Genomic DNA, 14,587 nt, shown 5'->3' with positions numbered 1-14,587 from the left:
AAAAAGGCGCCCGAAGGCGCCTTTTTCCAACTGACAGAGCGTCGCTCAGTCAATTAATGGTGGTGACCACCTTCGCCGTGCACGTGGCCGTGGGCCACTTCTTCCTGGGAAGCGTCACGGATAGCGACGATCTTCACCTGGAAGTTCAGGCGCTGGCCAGCCAGCGGGTGGTTGCCGTCGACGGTCACGTCGTCGCCGTCCAGGTCACGGATGGTGACGATTTGCATCTGGCCGTCCGGAGCGGAAGCGTGGAACTGCATGCCCACTTCCAGCTCGTCGACACCTTCGAACATGCTGCGGCTCAGGGTGCTGACCAGTTCGGCAGCGTATTCGCCGTAGGCATCTTCAGGTTCTACGGCAACGGTCAGTTCGTCACCGACCTCTTTGCCTTCCAGGGCCTTTTCCAGGCCCGGGATGATGTTACCTGCACCTTGCAGGTAGACCAGCGGCGCGCCGCCGGCAGAACTGTCGATGACCTCACCAGCGTCGTTGGTCAGGGTATAGTCAATGGAGACAGCCTTATTGGCGGCGATCGGCATGGGGCGAGACCTTTTGCAGAAGAATGAAGAACGGACAAGTCTAAACAAGGATTTGCCCGAAAGCGAACACAACCCGGACGGACGGGGTCGAACAACTGACCCGACGGTCGTCGGATTTCACCAGGACGAAGACCGGCACTGGGTCGTCGAGCTTTCCTGCGGCCACACCCAGCACCTGCGCCACCAGCCACCCTGGCAATCCCGGGCCTGGGTCACGGACCCGGCGCAACGCCTTGAAAAAATAGACAAGCCCTTTACGTGCGGCTGGTGTGCGCAAGGCTCAGATAAAGATAACCTTGGCACCTGATTCCCGGTAGGCAGCCAGCCATAGGCCGCCACCGAAGCCATGCACCTCCAGAGAATTCGCATGCAGACTTTTTTTATCGCGCCCACCGATTTTGGTGTGGGTCTGACCTCCATCAGCCTTGGGCTGGTGCGCACCCTTGAACGGGCCGGGCTGAAAGTCGGCTTCTTCAAACCGATTGCCCAGCCGCACCCCGGCGACACCGGCCCCGAGCGCTCTACCGAGCTGGTGGCCCGCACCCACGGCCTGAAACCGCCCCAGCCTCTGGGCCTGGCCCATGTCGAACGGATGCTCGGCGACGGCCAGCTCGACGAGCTGCTGGAAGAAATCATCACCCTTTACCAGCAAGCCGCCGTGGGCAAGGACGTGCTGATCGTCGAAGGCATGGTGCCGACCCGCAGTGCCAGCTATGCGGCCCGGGTCAACCTGCACCTGGCCAAGAGCCTGGACGCCGAGGTGATCCTGGTCTCGGCCCCGGAAAACGAAGTGCTGACCGAACTCTCCGGCCGCGTGGAATTGCAGGCCCAGCTGTTCGGCGGCCCGAAAGATCCAAAAGTGTTGGGCGTGATCCTCAACAAAGTGCGCACCGACGAAAGCATGGAGGCGTTCTCGGCACGGCTCAAAGAGCATTCGCCGTTGTTGCGCAGCGGCGATTTCCGCCTGTTGGGCTGCATCCCCTACCAGCCGGAACTCAACGCCCCGCGCACCCGCGACGTGGCCGACCTGATGGGCGCGCAGATCCTCAACGCCGGCGATTATGAAACCCGGCGCATGACCAAGATCATCATCTGCGCGCGCACCATGCGCAACACCGTGGAGCTGCTCAAGCCCGGCGTGCTGGTAGTGACCCCCGGCGACCGCGACGACATCATCCTCGCCGTCAGCCTGGCCGCCATCAACGGCGTGCCGCTGGCGGGCCTGTTGCTGACCAGCGACACCCTGCCCGACCCACGGATCATGGACCTGTGCCGTGGCGCGTTCCAGGCCGGGCTGCCGGTGCTGTCGGTGAGCACCGGCTCGTATGACACGGCCAACCAGCTCAACAGCCTGAACAAGGAAATCCCGATTGATGACCGCGAACGTGCGGAGATCATCACCGATTTCGTCGCCAGCCACCTCGACGCCCGCTGGCTGCACCAGCGCTGCGGCACGCCGCGGGAGATGCGCCTGTCGCCGGCGGTGTTCCGCTATCAACTGATCCAGCGCGCCCAGGCCGCCAACAAGCGCATCGTGTTGCCCGAAGGCAGCGAGCCGCTGACCGTACAGGCTGCGGCCATCTGCCAGGCGCGCGGGATTGCCCGTTGCGTGCTGCTGGCCAAGCCAGCGGACGTGGAAGCGGTGGCCCGCGCCCATGGCATCGAGTTGCCCGAAGGCCTGGAGATTCTCGACCCGGACTTGATTCGCCAGCGCTACGTGGAGCCGATGGTGGCCCTGCGCAAAACCAAAAGCCTCAACGCGCCGATGGCCGAGCAGCAACTGGAAGACACCGTGGTGATCGCCACCATGATGCTCGCCCTGGATGAAGTGGACGGCCTGGTCTCCGGCGTCATCCACTCCACTGCCAATACCATTCGCCCGGCCTTGCAACTGATCAAGACCGCGCCGGGCTGCACCCTGGTCTCGTCGGTGTTTTTCATGCTGTTCCCCGAGCAAGTGCTGGTATACGGCGACTGCGTGATGAACCCGCACCCCAGCGCGGCGGAGCTGGCGGAAATCGCCCTGCAAAGCGCCGACTCGGCCGCCGCATTCGGTATCACGCCACGGGTGGCGATGATCAGTTACTCCAGCGGTGATTCGGCCACGGGCGAGGAGGTCGAGAAGGTCCGCGAAGCCACCCTGCTCGCCCACGAAGCCCAAAGCTCGCTGCTGATCGACGGCCCGTTGCAGTACGACGCCGCCGCCAACGAAAGCGTGGCCCGGCAACTGGCGCCCAACAGCCTGGTGGCGGGCAAGGCCACGGTGTTCGTGTTCCCCGATCTCAACACCGGCAACACCACCCACAAGGCCGTGCAGCGCAGTGCCGATTGCGTCAGCCTGGGCCCAATGCTGCAAGGCCTGCGCAAACCGGTGAACGACCTGCCCCGCGGGGCGCAGGTGGACGACATCGTGTACACGATCGCATTGACCGCGATTCAAGCCGCCAACCGACCTATGGATGTCTAAATGCTGGATTTTCTACCTGCCGCCGTGCGCGGGGTGATCGCCTCGCTGTTGCTGGCGTTGAATACGATTTTGCTGTGCTCGTTCCTGTTTATCGTGGCGCTGTTCAAGGCGCTGCCGTTTGCCAAACGCTTCAGTGAATGGCTGATGAACCAGACCCACGAGGCCTGGATCAGCAACAACAAGGCCTGGATGAACCTGGTGCGACGCACCCGCTGGCACCTGAAAGGCCTGGAAGGCCTGGACTATGAACACTCATATCTGGTGACCAGCAACCACCAGAGCTGGGTCGATATCATGGTGCTGCAATACGTGCTCAACCGGCGCATTCGCCCGCTGAAGTTCTTCCTCAAGCAGGAGCTGATCTGGGTCCCGGTGATTGGCTTGGCGTGGTGGACGCTGGGCTTCCCGTTCATGAAGCGCTACACCAAGGCGTACCTGGAAAAGCACCCGGAAAAGAAAGGCAAGGACCTGGAAACTACCCGCAAGACCTGCGCGAAGTTTCGCCATAACCCGGTGGGCATTTTCAACTTTGCCGAAGGCACGCGGTTTACCCCGGGCAAGCATGCACAGCAACAGTCACCGTTTCGCTACCTGCTCAAGCCCAAGGCCGGCGGCATTGCCTTTGTGCTGGATGCCATGGGTGAACAGCTGAAATCGCTGGTGAACGTGACCATTCACTATCCTGGTGGGCGCCCCGGTTATTGGGATTTGCTGTGCGGGAATGTGAAGGACGTTGTCGTGCAGTTTGAAGAGGTGCAGATTCCGGCCGAGTTTATCGGCAAGAATTATGAGCAGGATGGGGAGTATCGGTTGGCGTTCCAGGGCTGGATCAACCGGTTGTGGGAAGAGAAGGATGTGTTGCTCGCCAAATTGCACACAGATTATCCCGCCAGTCACTGATCAAAATGTGGGAGCGGGCTTGCTCGCGAATGCGGTGTGCCAGCCTATACATGTGGCGGCTGACACTCTGCTTTCGCGAGCAAGCCCGCTCCCCCATTTGACCGAGTTGTTTCCAAGGCCCCATAAAAAAAGCCCACCAACATGGCGGGCTTTTTTGTGCACTTGAAGCTTAGATCGCGCCGCGCTGGCGCAGCAGTTCCAGCACTTGCTTGACGCTGTCTTCCAGCGACAACGCCTGGGTATCGATCACCAGGTCCGCATTCAACGGTACGTCATACGGGAACGACTCACCCGGGATGTTATCGCCGCCCGCCGCGTACAAACCTTGCGGATCACGCTCGGCACACACCAGCGGCGAAGCCTGCACGTACACGGTCAGCAAACGATCACCGCCGATCAGCGCCTTGGCCTGTTCACGCCCTTCAGCATCCGGGGCAACAAACGCCGCCAACGTCAGCAAGCCGGCTTCGTTGAACTGACGCGCCACGTGCGCGGCACGACGCCAGTTCTCGGTACGCCCGGCACGGTCCTGCGGCAAGCCCTTGTTCAGGTCGTGGCGCAGGTTCTGGCCGTCCAGCACAAACACCGCACGGCCCATGTCGAACAGCTTGCGTTCAACCGCGTAGGCCAGGGTGCTTTTGCCGGCGCCCGACAAGCCGCTGAACAACACGGTCGCCGGTTGCTGGCCGAAGCGCTGGGCGCGCTCTTCGGTGGCCACGTGAGCCAGTTTGCCGTGCTGCGCCGCGCTGCCATGGGTCACCGGCGGCGCGATGATCATGCCCGCAGCCACGGTGCCGTTGGTCAAACGGTCGATGACGATGAACGAGCCGGTGGTGCGGTTGCTCGCGTAACCGTCCAGGGCGATGACCGTGTCGAGGCTGACCTTGACCCGGCCGATCTCGTTCAACTGCAAGGCGCTCGCCGGGCCTTCTTCCAGGGTGTTCACATCCACGCGATGCACAATGCTGGTGATGGAACCCGGCACGTAGCTGGTGGCGCGCTTGATGTCGTATTTCTTGCCCGGCAGCATCGGCTCTTCAGCCATCCACACCAGCATGGCGTCGAAAGCGTCGGTCACTTGCGGCACGTTGTCGGCATGCACCAGCAGGTCGCCACGGGAGATGTCGATTTCGTCTTCCATGGTAAGGGTCACGGCCTGGCCGGGACCTGCGTTTTCCAGTTCACCTTCAAAGGTGACGATGGATTTGACGCGGCTGCTCTTGCCCGACGGCAGCACCACGACTTCGTCGCCCTTGTGCACGATGCCGCTGGCCAGGGTGCCGGCAAAACCACGGAAGTTCAGGTTCGGACGGTTGACGTACTGCACCGGGAAACGCAGGTCGGTGTAGTTGCGGTCGTTGGCGATCTCGACGGTCTCGAGGATCTCCATCAGCGACTGGCCGGTGTACCAGGGCGAACGCTCGCTCTTGTTCACCACGTTGTCGCCCTTGAGGGCCGACATCGGCACGAAGGCCAGGGTGCTCGGCTTGAACGCGATACCGTCGGCAAACTTCAGGTAATCAGCCTTGATCGACTCGAATACGCTTTGGTCAAAGCCATTGATGTCCATCTTGTTGACGGCCACCACGATGTGCTTGATGCCCAGCAACGAGGCGATGAAGCTGTGGCGACGGGTCTGGGTCTGCACGCCGTAGCGGGCGTCGATCAGGATGATCGCCAGGTCACAGGTGGAGGCACCGGTGGCCATGTTGCGGGTGTACTGCTCATGGCCGGGGGTGTCGGCGATGATGAATTTGCGCTTGGCGGTGGAGAAGTAGCGGTAGGCAACGTCGATGGTGATGCCCTGCTCACGCTCGGCCTGCAGGCCGTCGACCAGCAACGCCAGGTCGATGTCGTCACCGGTGGTGCCGGATTTTTTCGAATCGCGGGTGATGGCTTCCAGGTGATCCTCGTAGATCATCTTGGAGTCGTGCAGCAGGCGCCCGATCAGGGTGCTCTTGCCGTCGTCGACGTTGCCACAGGTCAGGAAGCGCAACATTTCCTTGCGCTCGTGCTGGCCCAGGTAGGCGAGGATGTCCTCGCTGATCAAATCAGATTGATGCGACATGACAGCCCCTTAGAAATAGCCTTGACGTTTTTTATCTTCCATCGAGCCTGCACCATCGTGGTCGATGACACGGCCCTGGCGCTCGGAAGTTCGCGTCAGGAGCATTTCCTGAATGATGTCCGTCAGCGTCTCGGCTTCGGACTCCACCGCGCCCGTCAACGGGTAGCAGCCAAGGGTACGGAAACGTACTTTCTTTTTGACGATTCGGGCTTTGTCTTCGTCGGACAGGTGCTCGAGGATGCGGTCGTCGTCGATCATGATCAACGTGCCGTTCTTCTCGATCACTTCGCGTTCGGCGGCGAAGTACAGCGGGACGATCGGGATGCCTTCCAGGTAGATGTACTGCCAGATATCCAGCTCGGTCCAGTTGGACAGCGGGAACACACGGATCGACTCGCCTTTGTTGACGTTGCCGTTGTAGACGTTCCACAGCTCCGGGCGCTGGTTTTTCGGGTCCCAGCGGTGCTTGCTGTCGCGGAACGAGTACACGCGCTCCTTGGCACGGGATTTCTCTTCATCGCGACGGGCACCGCCGAATGCAGCATCGAAACCATACTTGTCGAGCGCCTGTTTCAGGCCCTCGGTCTTCATGATGTCAGTGTGCTTGGCGCTGCCGTGGGTGAACGGGTTGATGCCCTGCGCCACCCCGTCCGGGTTGACGTGAGTGATCAACTCAAGACCAAGCTCTTCGACCATCTTGTCGCGGAACTTGTACATCTCCTGGAATTTCCAGCGGGTGTCGACGTGCATCACCGGAAACGGCAGCTTGCCCGGAAAAAAGGCCTTGCGTGCCAGGTGCAGCATCACGGCGGAGTCTTTACCGATCGAGTAGAGCATCACCGGGTTATCGAACTCGGCGGCGACCTCGCGGATGATGTGGATGCTTTCCGCCTCCAGCTGTTTCAGATGCGTCAGTTTGTCGACCATGGTTACTCACGGAAAAACGATCTTATGGACGGCCAGCGGGCCGTGTTCGAGCGGGGCATGCTAGCACAGCGCCTGATTCTATTGAGGGGCCTGGCTAGATCGAAACGGTATATCAATATACCGCTGGGTTTGGCTCGACTCGATCAAATGTGGGAGCGAGCAAGCCCGCTCCCACATGTATCCGGTGGTGTTCGTTAGATCGGGTTTGGGCAATCGATGAAGAGGTGTTCGAGGGCGAAGCGCCGTGCGAGGTAATCGCCCAAGGCTTGCACGCCGTAACGCTCGGTGGCGTGGTGCCCGGCCGCGATAAAGCTGATGTCGTTTTCCCGGGCGCTGTGGAAGGTCTGCTCCGAGGCTTCGCCGCTCAGGTACAGGTCAACCCCGGCGAGCACCGCCTGGTCGATATAGCCCTGGCCACCACCGGTGCACCAGCCCACGCGGCGGATCATCTCGCTGCCTTCGATCAGCAGCGGCTCGCGGCCCATGGCTTCCTGCACGCGGCGGGCAAAATCACGGGGCGACGCCGGCTCGGCCAGGGAGCCCACCAGGCCGACGACCTTGAGGTTGTCCGGGTCCAGCGGGCCTTCGACGGTGATGTCCAGTTGCCGGGCCAGTTGCACGTTGTTGCCGACCTCAGGGTGCAGGTCCAGCGGCAAGTGATAGGCCAGCAGGCTGATGTCGTGCTTGAGCAGGGTTTTCAGGCGGCGCTGCTTCATGCCGGTGATGCACGGGCTTTCGCCTTTCCAGAAATAACCGTGGTGCACCAGCACCAGGTCGGCCTGGGCTTCGACCGCCGCGTCCAGCAATGCCTGGCTGGCGGTCACGCCGCTGACGATGCGCAGCACTTGCGGACGGCCCTCGACCTGCAGGCCGTTGGGGCAGTAATCGGCGATTTTGGCACTATTAAGGTAGCGGTCCGCTTCCTCGACTAAGGTGCTCAGGGCAACGGCCATAAAAGACTCCTAAATATCCCGTTCAGAGGCGCTCACGGCCTCGTATAATGCGCGACATTATGGGCGCTCTCCCGCCCCCTGCAACCTGTCAGGATTTTTCTTCATGCTCAAGGCACTGCGTTTTTTTGGATGGCCATTGTTGGCTGGCGTGCTGATCGCGATGCTGATTATTCAGCGTTATCCACAACTGGTCGGCCTGCCGACCCTTGATGTCAACCTGCAACAGGCACCGCAAACCAGCGCGGTGGTACAAGGCCCGGTGACTTACGCCGATGCGGTGGTGATCGCCGCCCCCGCCGTAGTCAACCTGTACACCACCAAGGTCATCAACAAACCGGCGCACCCGCTGTTTGAAGACCCACAGTTTCGTCGCTATTTCGGCGACAACTCGCCCAAGCAGCGGCGCATGGAATCCAGCCTCGGCTCCGGTGTGATCATGAGCCCGGAAGGCTACATCCTCACCAACAACCACGTGACCACCGGCGCCGACCAGATTGTGGTGGCCCTGCGTGATGGCCGGGAAACCCTGGCCCGCGTGGTCGGCAGCGACCCGGAAACCGACCTCGCGGTGCTGAAAATCGATTTGAAAGGCCTGCCCTCGATCACCATCGGGCGCTCCGAAGGGCTGCGCGTAGGTGACGTGGCGCTGGCCATCGGCAACCCGTTCGGCGTCGGCCAGACCGTGACCATGGGCATCATCAGCGCCACCGGGCGTAACCAGTTGGGCCTCAACAGCTACGAAGACTTCATCCAGACCGACGCGGCGATCAACCCGGGCAACTCCGGCGGCGCGCTGGTGGATGCCAACGGCAACCTGACCGGCATCAACACCGCGATCTTCTCCAAGTCCGGCGGCTCCCAAGGCATCGGTTTCGCGATTCCGGTGAAGCTGGCCACTGAAGTGATGAAGTCGATCATCGAGCATGGCCAGGTGATTCGTGGCTGGCTGGGGATTGAAGTCCAGCCGCTGACCAAGGAACTGGCCGAGTCGTTTGGCCTGACCGGGCGCCCTGGCATCGTGGTCGCCGGGATCTTCCGCGACGGCCCGGCGCAGAAAGCCGGCCTGCAACTGGGGGATGTGATCCTCAGCATCGACGGCGAGCCGGCCGGGGATGGTCGCAAGTCGATGAACCAGGTGGCGCGGATCAAACCCACCGACAAGGTGGCGATCCAGGTGATGCGCAATGGCAAGGAAATCAAGCTGTCGGCGGAAATCGGCCTGCGTCCGCCGCCTGCACCGGTGAAAGAAGAGGAATAACGGCTTCGGGAGCCCGTTCGCGGGCTCCTGTTACCTAATATTTCAAAAGAAATTCATTCTCATTAGTCATGTTATATTGTTTCAATATCGCTATTGGAACGCTCTATCATGCCGTCTCGAAGATTTGCCCCGCTGGCGGGAATCGCCCTGGGTTTGCTGGTGGACCCGGCCTACGCCGAAGACACCGCGACCATTGAACTGGAAGCCACCCGCATCACCAGCGAGGCGTACGAATCAGCCACCGGCCCGGTCAAGGGCTATCGCGCCACCCGCTCCGCCAGCGCCACAAAAACCGACACCGCCTTGCGGGATATCCCACAATCCATCAGCGTGGTTCCCGCTTCGGTACTCAACGACCTGGGCAGCACCAACGTCGAGCGTGCCCTTGAGTTTGCCGGCGGCGTGTCCAAACAGAACAACTTCGGCGGCCTGACGCTCTACGAATACAGCGTTCGCGGCTTCACCACGTCAGAGTTTTACGTGGACGGTTTCAGCGCCAACCGCGGTTACCCGAGCACGCCGGACGCGGCCAACATCGAGCGCATCGAGGTGCTCAAGGGCCCCGCCGCCAGCCTGTATGGCCGTGGTGACCCAGGCGGTACGGTGAATATCGTCAGCAAAAAGCCGCAGCCCGAGGCCTTCACCACACTGCAGACCCGCGCCGGCAGTTGGGACCGCTACCGCACCGCGCTGGACGTGAACACGCCGCTGGACAGCGAGGGCAACGTGTTATCGCGGGTCAACCTGGCGGTGGAAGACAACCACAGCTTCCGCAACCACGTTGAGGCCAAACGGGTCTTCGTCGCGCCCTCCATCAGTTGGCAACTGGACCCGGACACACACCTGCTGGTGGAAAGTGAATTCGTGCGTCACCGCTCCACTTTCGACCGCGGCATCGTCGCGCCCAACAACCGCTGGAGCGGCGTCTCCCGCTCGACCTTTCTCGGCGAGCCCGACGACGGCGATATCCGCAACCACAACAACCGCCTGCAAGCCAGCCTCGAGCATCACCTCAACGATGCCTGGCAACTGCGCCTGGCCAGCCATTACAAACAGGGCAGCCTGTGGGGCAACGCCTCGGAAAACCGCGCGCTGGATGCCGATGGCCACACCCTCAGCCGCCGCTACCGCGAGCGCTCCACCGGTTGGCATGACAGCATCACCCAGCTCGAACTGCGCGGTCGGTTCGACATCGGCAGCTGGCAGCACGAGTTGCTGATCGGCACCGAGTACGAGGACTACCGCAAGAAAGAACGGGTGACCGCCATCGCCGGCGGCGATTACGCCATCGACATCTATGACCCGGTCTATGGGCAGCCCAAACCGAACGGCAAGCGCTCCGGCACTGACTTTTTCGAACAGGTGAAAAGCCAGGCGCTGAACCTGCAGGACCAGATCATCTTCACCGACCGCCTGCGCGGGATGATCGGCGCGCGGTTCGAACACTTCGAGCAGCGCACCGACGACTTCAGCCGCAACCATGCCAAAAGCCGGCAGACCCACGACGCCCTGACCCAACGCGCCGGCTTGCTCTACCAACTGACGCCTGAAGTGGGCCTGTTCGCCAACGCCTCCACCTCGTTCAAACCCAACAATGGCCTGGACGCCGGCGGCAAATCCTTCAAGCCGGAAGAAGGCGTGGGGTATGAAATCGGGATCAAGAGCGAGCTGTTCGACGACCGCCTGAGCACCACCCTCGCCGCCTTCCATATCGAGAAAGAAAATGTCCTGGCCCTGGACCCGGCTACCGACACACAGCGCGCCATGGGCAAGGCCCGCAGCCAGGGTTTTGACCTGCAACTGACCGGCCAGGTGACTGACGCCGTACGGGTGATCGGCGCCTTTGCCTACATCGACGCCGAAGTGACCAAAGGCGACAAAGCCATCCCCACCGGCAGCCGGATTCTCGGCGTAGCCAAACGCAGCGCCAGCTTGCTCGGAGTGTATGAATTCCAGGACGGCTTGCTGCGCGGCTCCGACCTCGGCGCGGCCTTTACCTACGTCGGCGATCGCTCCGGTGAAGCCGGGGGCCGCTTTGAATTACCGGCCTACCACACCGTCGATTTGCTGGCCCATTACAAGGCCAGCGACAACGTCACCGTGGGCCTGAACCTCAACAACCTGTTCGATGAAAAGTACTACGAGCGCTCCTACAGCAATTACTGGGTCAATCCCGGCGAGCCGCGCAACTTCACCGTCAGCCTGACCCTCAACCTGTAAAAGGACGTCTCCATGCAAGCCTTCAAATCCCTGGCCGTGCTCGGCCTGCTGTTTGCCACCCAAGTCTCGGCCCACGGACTGTGGACCGAACAACGGCGCGGCAATATCGAAGTGATCTACGGCCACGGCGCCGAAGACAACGCGTTCAAGGCGCAGAAAATCAGCGGCGCCTGGGCCTACGACGCCAGCGGCAAAATGATCCCGGTGACCGTGGAACGTCTGCCCGACCATGCGCGCCTGAAGCCGCTCAAATCGCCGGCTGTACTGGCGGTCGCCCTGGATAACGGGATGTGGTCACAGACGCCTGACAAGAAGTGGATCAACGAGGGCCGCAGCAAGGTGCCGGGGGCGATTGAGTCGACCCAGACCTTCAAGTACAGCCTGGCGATCTACCAGCCGGGGGCGAAGTTGCCGCAGCTGGATCAGATCAAGCTACTGATCTTGCCGGAAGTTGATCCGCTGACGGTCGGCCCGGGTAAATCACTGCCGGTACGGGTGCTGCTGGATGGCAAGCCGGCGGCTGGGGTCAAGCTGATCGGAGACTATCGCAACGCACCGAACACCCTGAGCACCGAGACCGATAAAGAAGGTCGCGCCCAGGTGCTGGTGAGAAATGAAGGATTGAATGTGATTGCGGCGCAGGTGGAAATCCCGCTTAAAGACAATGCTGATGTCGCGACTCGCGGACTGTTCAGTTCCCTGACTTTCCTGGGCGAGCCGCATCACGAGTAACCCCGCAAATCCAAAGTGGGCACAGTCAATGTGGGAGCGGGCTTGCTCGCGAAAGCGGTGTGTCAGTCGCCATCTTCATTAACTGACCCACCGTATTCGCGAGCAAGCCCGCTCCCACATTTAGTCCTCACTCGGCTTGATTACAGTGCAACCGGCGCTTTTTCCAGTTCCCTGACCTTCCTGGGCGAGCCGCATCACGAGTAACCCCGCAAATCCAGAGTGGGCACAGTCAATGTGGGAGCGAGCTTGCTCGCGAAAGCGGTGTGTCAGTCGCCATCTTTATTAACTGACCCACCGTATTCGCGAGCAAGCCCGCTCCCACATTTAGTCCTCACTCGGCTTGATTACAGTGCAACCGGCGCTTTTTCCAGTTCCCTGACCTTCCTGGGCGAGCCGCATCACGAGTAACACCGAAAATTCAGAGTGGGCACAGTCAATGTGGGAGCGGGCTTGCTCGCGAAAGCGGTGTGTCAGTCGCCATCTTCATTAACTGACCCACCGCCTTCGCGAGCAAGCCCGCTCCCACATTCAGTCCTCACTCGGCTTGATTACAGCGCGACCGGCGCTCTTTCACACAGGGTATTGAGCGCCGCCGCCCACTGCGGGTCATCATTCAGGCACGGCACCAACACCAACTCCTCGCCCCCCGCCTCGCGGAATTGCTCCAGGCCGCGATCACCAATTTCCTCCAGTGTCTCGATGCAGTCCGCAACAAACGCCGGGCACATCACCAGCAGCTTCTTCACGCCCTGTTGAGCCAACGCTTCAAGGCGTGCCTCGGTGTACGGTTCGATCCACTTGGCCCGGCCCAGCCGCGACTGGAACGCCACCGACCATTTGCCATCCGGCAAGCCAAGGCGCTCGGCAAAATCCCGCGCAACGCTGAAACACTGCGCGCGATAGCACGTGGCAAGCACCTCGGGAGAGGCGTTCTGGCAGCAGTTGGCGTCCTTGAAGCAGTGTTGCCCCGTAGGGTCGAGCTTTTTCAGGTGGCGCTCGGGCAACCCATGAAAGCTCAGCAGGAGGTGATCGAAATCCTCTTCCACATAGGCTCTGGCGCTGTTGGCCAAGGCGTCCAGGTACTCCGGTTCATCGTAGAACGGCTGCAGAATCGAAAACTCGATCGCCAGCTTTTTGTGCCGCACCACGCGCCGGGCCTCTTCGATTACCGTGGTCACGGTGCTGTCGGCAAACTGCGGGTACAACGGCGCCAGGGTCACTTTCTGGATGCCTTGGGACGCCAGCCGGGTCAGTACGCTTTCAATCGACGGCTCGCCATAGCGCATGGCCAACTCCACCGGCCCCTGGGTCCACTGTGCAATCATCTGTTGTTGCAAGCGACGGCTAAGAACTACCAGCGGCGAGCCTTCGTCCCACCAGATCGAGGCGTAGGCATGGGCCGATTGCTCCGGGCGCTTGATCAGGATCAGCGACACCAGCAAACGCCGAACCGGCCATGCCAGGTCAATGACGTAAGGGTCCATCAGGAACTGATTGAGGTAGCTGCGCACATCCGCCACCGAAGTGGACGCCGGTGAACCCAGGTTGACCAGTAACAACGCGTGATCCGTCATGCAACATCCTATCTCTAGAGGCGGCTGGACAAGTCGTCCAGGGCCGCATGCAACTCAGTGAACTGGAAAGTGAAACCGGCCGCCAACAGCCGCTGCGGCAAAGCCCGCTGGCCACCCAGCAACAAACCGGACAACTCGCCCAGGCCGATACGCAAGGCAAACGCCGGCATGGGCATGAACGCCGGGCGGTGCAGCACCTTGCCCAGGGTCTTGGCGAACTCCAGGTTGCGTACCGGGTGTGGCGCGCAGGCATTATAAGGACCGCTGGCATCGGTCTTGTGCAGAAGAAAATCAATCAGGGCGATTTGATCCTTTATATGGACCCATGGCATCCACTGCCGACCATTGCCGATAGGCCCGCCCAGCGCCAGTTTGAACGGCAGCAACAGCCGCGACAAAAAGCCGCCCTCCGCCGCCAGCACCAGCCCGGTACGCACCAGTACCACGCGGATGCCCAATGCCTCGGCACGCTGGGCGGTTTCTTCCCAGGCAATGGATAACTGGCTGCCGAAATCGTCCTGCACCGGGCCGCTGTCTTCGGTCAGCTCGCGCTCACCGCCGTCGCCGTACCAGCCCACCGCGGAACCGGAGATCAACACCGCCGGTTTGTGCTCAAGGCCCTCAAGCCAGGCCAGCAGCGTTTCGGTGAGGCCGATACGGCTGCTCCACAACAGCGCCTTGCGTTTATGCGTCCAGGGCCGGTCGGCAATCGGCGCGCCGGCCAGGTTGACCACCGCGTCCACCGCCTCGTTTATGTCCTGCAGGCGGGCGACGCCACGCACCTGGGCGCCGCACAATTTAGCCACTTGTTCGGGATGGCGGCTCCAGACCGTGAGGCGATGGCCCTGGGCAAGCCAGTATTGGCAAAGTTGATGGCCGATCAAACCGGTACCGCCGGTCAGCAAAATGTGCATGAGTTGTTCCTCGTGTAACGTTCGCCGACCACCGT

General features: G+C 61.5%; 12 protein-coding genes. 6 read left to right on the top strand and 6 right to left on the bottom strand.

The features are described 5' to 3' along the window. Positions 1 to 53 precede the first annotated feature (53 nt). Positions 54 to 539, bottom strand: coding sequence for a peptidylprolyl isomerase (locus C0058_RS04800; protein ID WP_003208457.1), 486 nt, complete (start codon positions 537 to 539; stop codon positions 54 to 56). Here C0058_RS04800 and C0058_RS04795 point away from each other — a divergent pair. Genes C0058_RS04795 through C0058_RS04785 form a run of 3 tightly spaced genes read left to right on the top strand, consistent with a single transcriptional unit; the run spans position 508 to position 3,906 of the window. Further along, positions 508 to 846 carry a DUF3565 domain-containing protein gene (locus C0058_RS04795; protein ID WP_003208456.1) on the top strand — a complete coding sequence of 113 codons (339 nt, stop codon included), beginning with the start codon at positions 508 to 510 and terminating at the stop codon, positions 844 to 846. The two genes, C0058_RS04800 and C0058_RS04795, sit on opposite strands and share 32 nt — an antisense overlap. A 60-nt stretch (positions 847 to 906) precedes the next feature. After that, a complete protein-coding gene (pta, locus tag C0058_RS04790; RefSeq protein ID WP_003208454.1) occupies positions 907 to 3,006 on the top strand; it encodes a phosphate acetyltransferase in 2,100 nt (699 codons plus the stop codon). Beyond that, the gene (locus C0058_RS04785; RefSeq protein WP_003208452.1) at positions 3,007 to 3,906 is read left to right on the top strand and encodes an acyltransferase; all 900 of its coding nucleotides are present in this window, start codon (positions 3,007 to 3,009) and stop codon (positions 3,904 to 3,906) included. Between the two features lie 169 nt (positions 3,907 to 4,075). On the opposite strand, the gene cysN is transcribed toward C0058_RS04785, so the two are convergent. From cysN to C0058_RS04770, 3 genes are all read right to left on the bottom strand, one after another. Continuing rightward, positions 4,076 to 5,974: a sulfate adenylyltransferase subunit CysN gene (cysN, locus tag C0058_RS04780; protein WP_008432291.1), complete on the bottom strand. Its 1,899-nt coding sequence runs from the start codon at positions 5,972 to 5,974 to the stop codon at positions 4,076 to 4,078. Between the two features lie 9 nt (positions 5,975 to 5,983). Then, positions 5,984 to 6,901 (bottom strand): sulfate adenylyltransferase subunit CysD, encoded by a 918-nt coding sequence (gene cysD, locus C0058_RS04775; RefSeq protein ID WP_003208447.1) that lies wholly within the window; start codon positions 6,899 to 6,901, stop codon positions 5,984 to 5,986. A 194-nt stretch (positions 6,902 to 7,095) separates the two neighbouring features. Beyond that, positions 7,096 to 7,854 (bottom strand): Nif3-like dinuclear metal center hexameric protein, encoded by a 759-nt coding sequence (locus tag C0058_RS04770; protein ID WP_003208444.1) that lies wholly within the window; start codon positions 7,852 to 7,854, stop codon positions 7,096 to 7,098. 103 nt (positions 7,855 to 7,957) lie between these two features. Between C0058_RS04770 and algW the strand changes: the two genes are divergently transcribed. The 3 genes from algW to C0058_RS04755 all read left to right on the top strand — a co-directional run bounded on the left by algW (position 7,958) and on the right by C0058_RS04755 (position 12,064). Further along, positions 7,958 to 9,112: a Do family serine endopeptidase AlgW gene (gene algW, locus C0058_RS04765; protein WP_003208442.1), complete on the top strand. Its 1,155-nt coding sequence runs from the start codon at positions 7,958 to 7,960 to the stop codon at positions 9,110 to 9,112. A gap of 108 nt (positions 9,113 to 9,220) precedes the next feature. Beyond that, complete coding sequence (locus C0058_RS04760) at positions 9,221 to 11,332, top strand: TonB-dependent siderophore receptor (protein ID WP_102368135.1); 2,112 nt, start codon at positions 9,221 to 9,223, stop codon at positions 11,330 to 11,332. Positions 11,333 to 11,344: 12 nt separating this feature from the next. After that, positions 11,345 to 12,064 (top strand): DUF4198 domain-containing protein, encoded by a 720-nt coding sequence (locus C0058_RS04755; protein ID WP_102368134.1) that lies wholly within the window; start codon positions 11,345 to 11,347, stop codon positions 12,062 to 12,064. Positions 12,065 to 12,612: 548 nt separating this feature from the next. On the opposite strand, the gene hemH is transcribed toward C0058_RS04755, so the two are convergent. Together hemH and C0058_RS04740 are read right to left on the bottom strand one after the other, a co-directional pair. Next, on the bottom strand, positions 12,613 to 13,638 hold the full coding sequence (gene hemH / locus C0058_RS04745) for a ferrochelatase (RefSeq protein WP_102368133.1): 1,026 nt from the start codon (positions 13,636 to 13,638) through the stop codon (positions 12,613 to 12,615). Between the two features lie 14 nt (positions 13,639 to 13,652). Further along, positions 13,653 to 14,552: a TIGR01777 family oxidoreductase gene (locus C0058_RS04740; RefSeq protein WP_102368132.1), complete on the bottom strand. Its 900-nt coding sequence runs from the start codon at positions 14,550 to 14,552 to the stop codon at positions 13,653 to 13,655. Positions 14,553 to 14,587: the final 35 nt, after the last annotated feature.

Origin of the sequence: Pseudomonas sp. NC02 (genome assembly GCF_002874965.1) — a bacterium.
Classification (GTDB): domain Bacteria; phylum Pseudomonadota; class Gammaproteobacteria; order Pseudomonadales; family Pseudomonadaceae; genus Aquipseudomonas.
The sequence above is the reverse complement of the archived record's forward strand: the minus strand, read 5'-3'. Positions and strand labels throughout refer to the sequence as shown.

Excerpts from the sequence above, each read along its gene's own strand:
- cysN (WP_008432291.1), bottom strand. The coding sequence starts at position 5,974 with ATGTCGCATCAATCTGATTTGATCAGCGAGGACATCCTCGCCTACCTG.
- C0058_RS04785 (WP_003208452.1), top strand. The coding sequence starts at position 3,007 with ATGCTGGATTTTCTACCTGCCGCCGTGCGCGGGGTGATCGCCTCGCTG.
- algW (WP_003208442.1), top strand. The coding sequence starts at position 7,958 with ATGCTCAAGGCACTGCGTTTTTTTGGATGGCCATTGTTGGCTGGCGTG.
- hemH (WP_102368133.1), bottom strand. The coding sequence starts at position 13,638 with ATGACGGATCACGCGTTGTTACTGGTCAACCTGGGTTCACCGGCGTCC.
- C0058_RS04740 (WP_102368132.1), bottom strand. The coding sequence starts at position 14,552 with ATGCACATTTTGCTGACCGGCGGTACCGGTTTGATCGGCCATCAACTT.
- C0058_RS04800 (WP_003208457.1), bottom strand. The coding sequence starts at position 539 with ATGCCGATCGCCGCCAATAAGGCTGTCTCCATTGACTATACCCTGACC.
- C0058_RS04755 (WP_102368134.1), top strand. The coding sequence starts at position 11,345 with ATGCAAGCCTTCAAATCCCTGGCCGTGCTCGGCCTGCTGTTTGCCACC.
- cysD (WP_003208447.1), bottom strand. The coding sequence starts at position 6,901 with ATGGTCGACAAACTGACGCATCTGAAACAGCTGGAGGCGGAAAGCATC.
- C0058_RS04795 (WP_003208456.1), top strand. The coding sequence starts at position 508 with ATGGAGACAGCCTTATTGGCGGCGATCGGCATGGGGCGAGACCTTTTG.
- C0058_RS04770 (WP_003208444.1), bottom strand. The coding sequence starts at position 7,854 with ATGGCCGTTGCCCTGAGCACCTTAGTCGAGGAAGCGGACCGCTACCTT.
- C0058_RS04760 (WP_102368135.1), top strand. The coding sequence starts at position 9,221 with ATGCCGTCTCGAAGATTTGCCCCGCTGGCGGGAATCGCCCTGGGTTTG.
- pta (WP_003208454.1), top strand. The coding sequence starts at position 907 with ATGCAGACTTTTTTTATCGCGCCCACCGATTTTGGTGTGGGTCTGACC.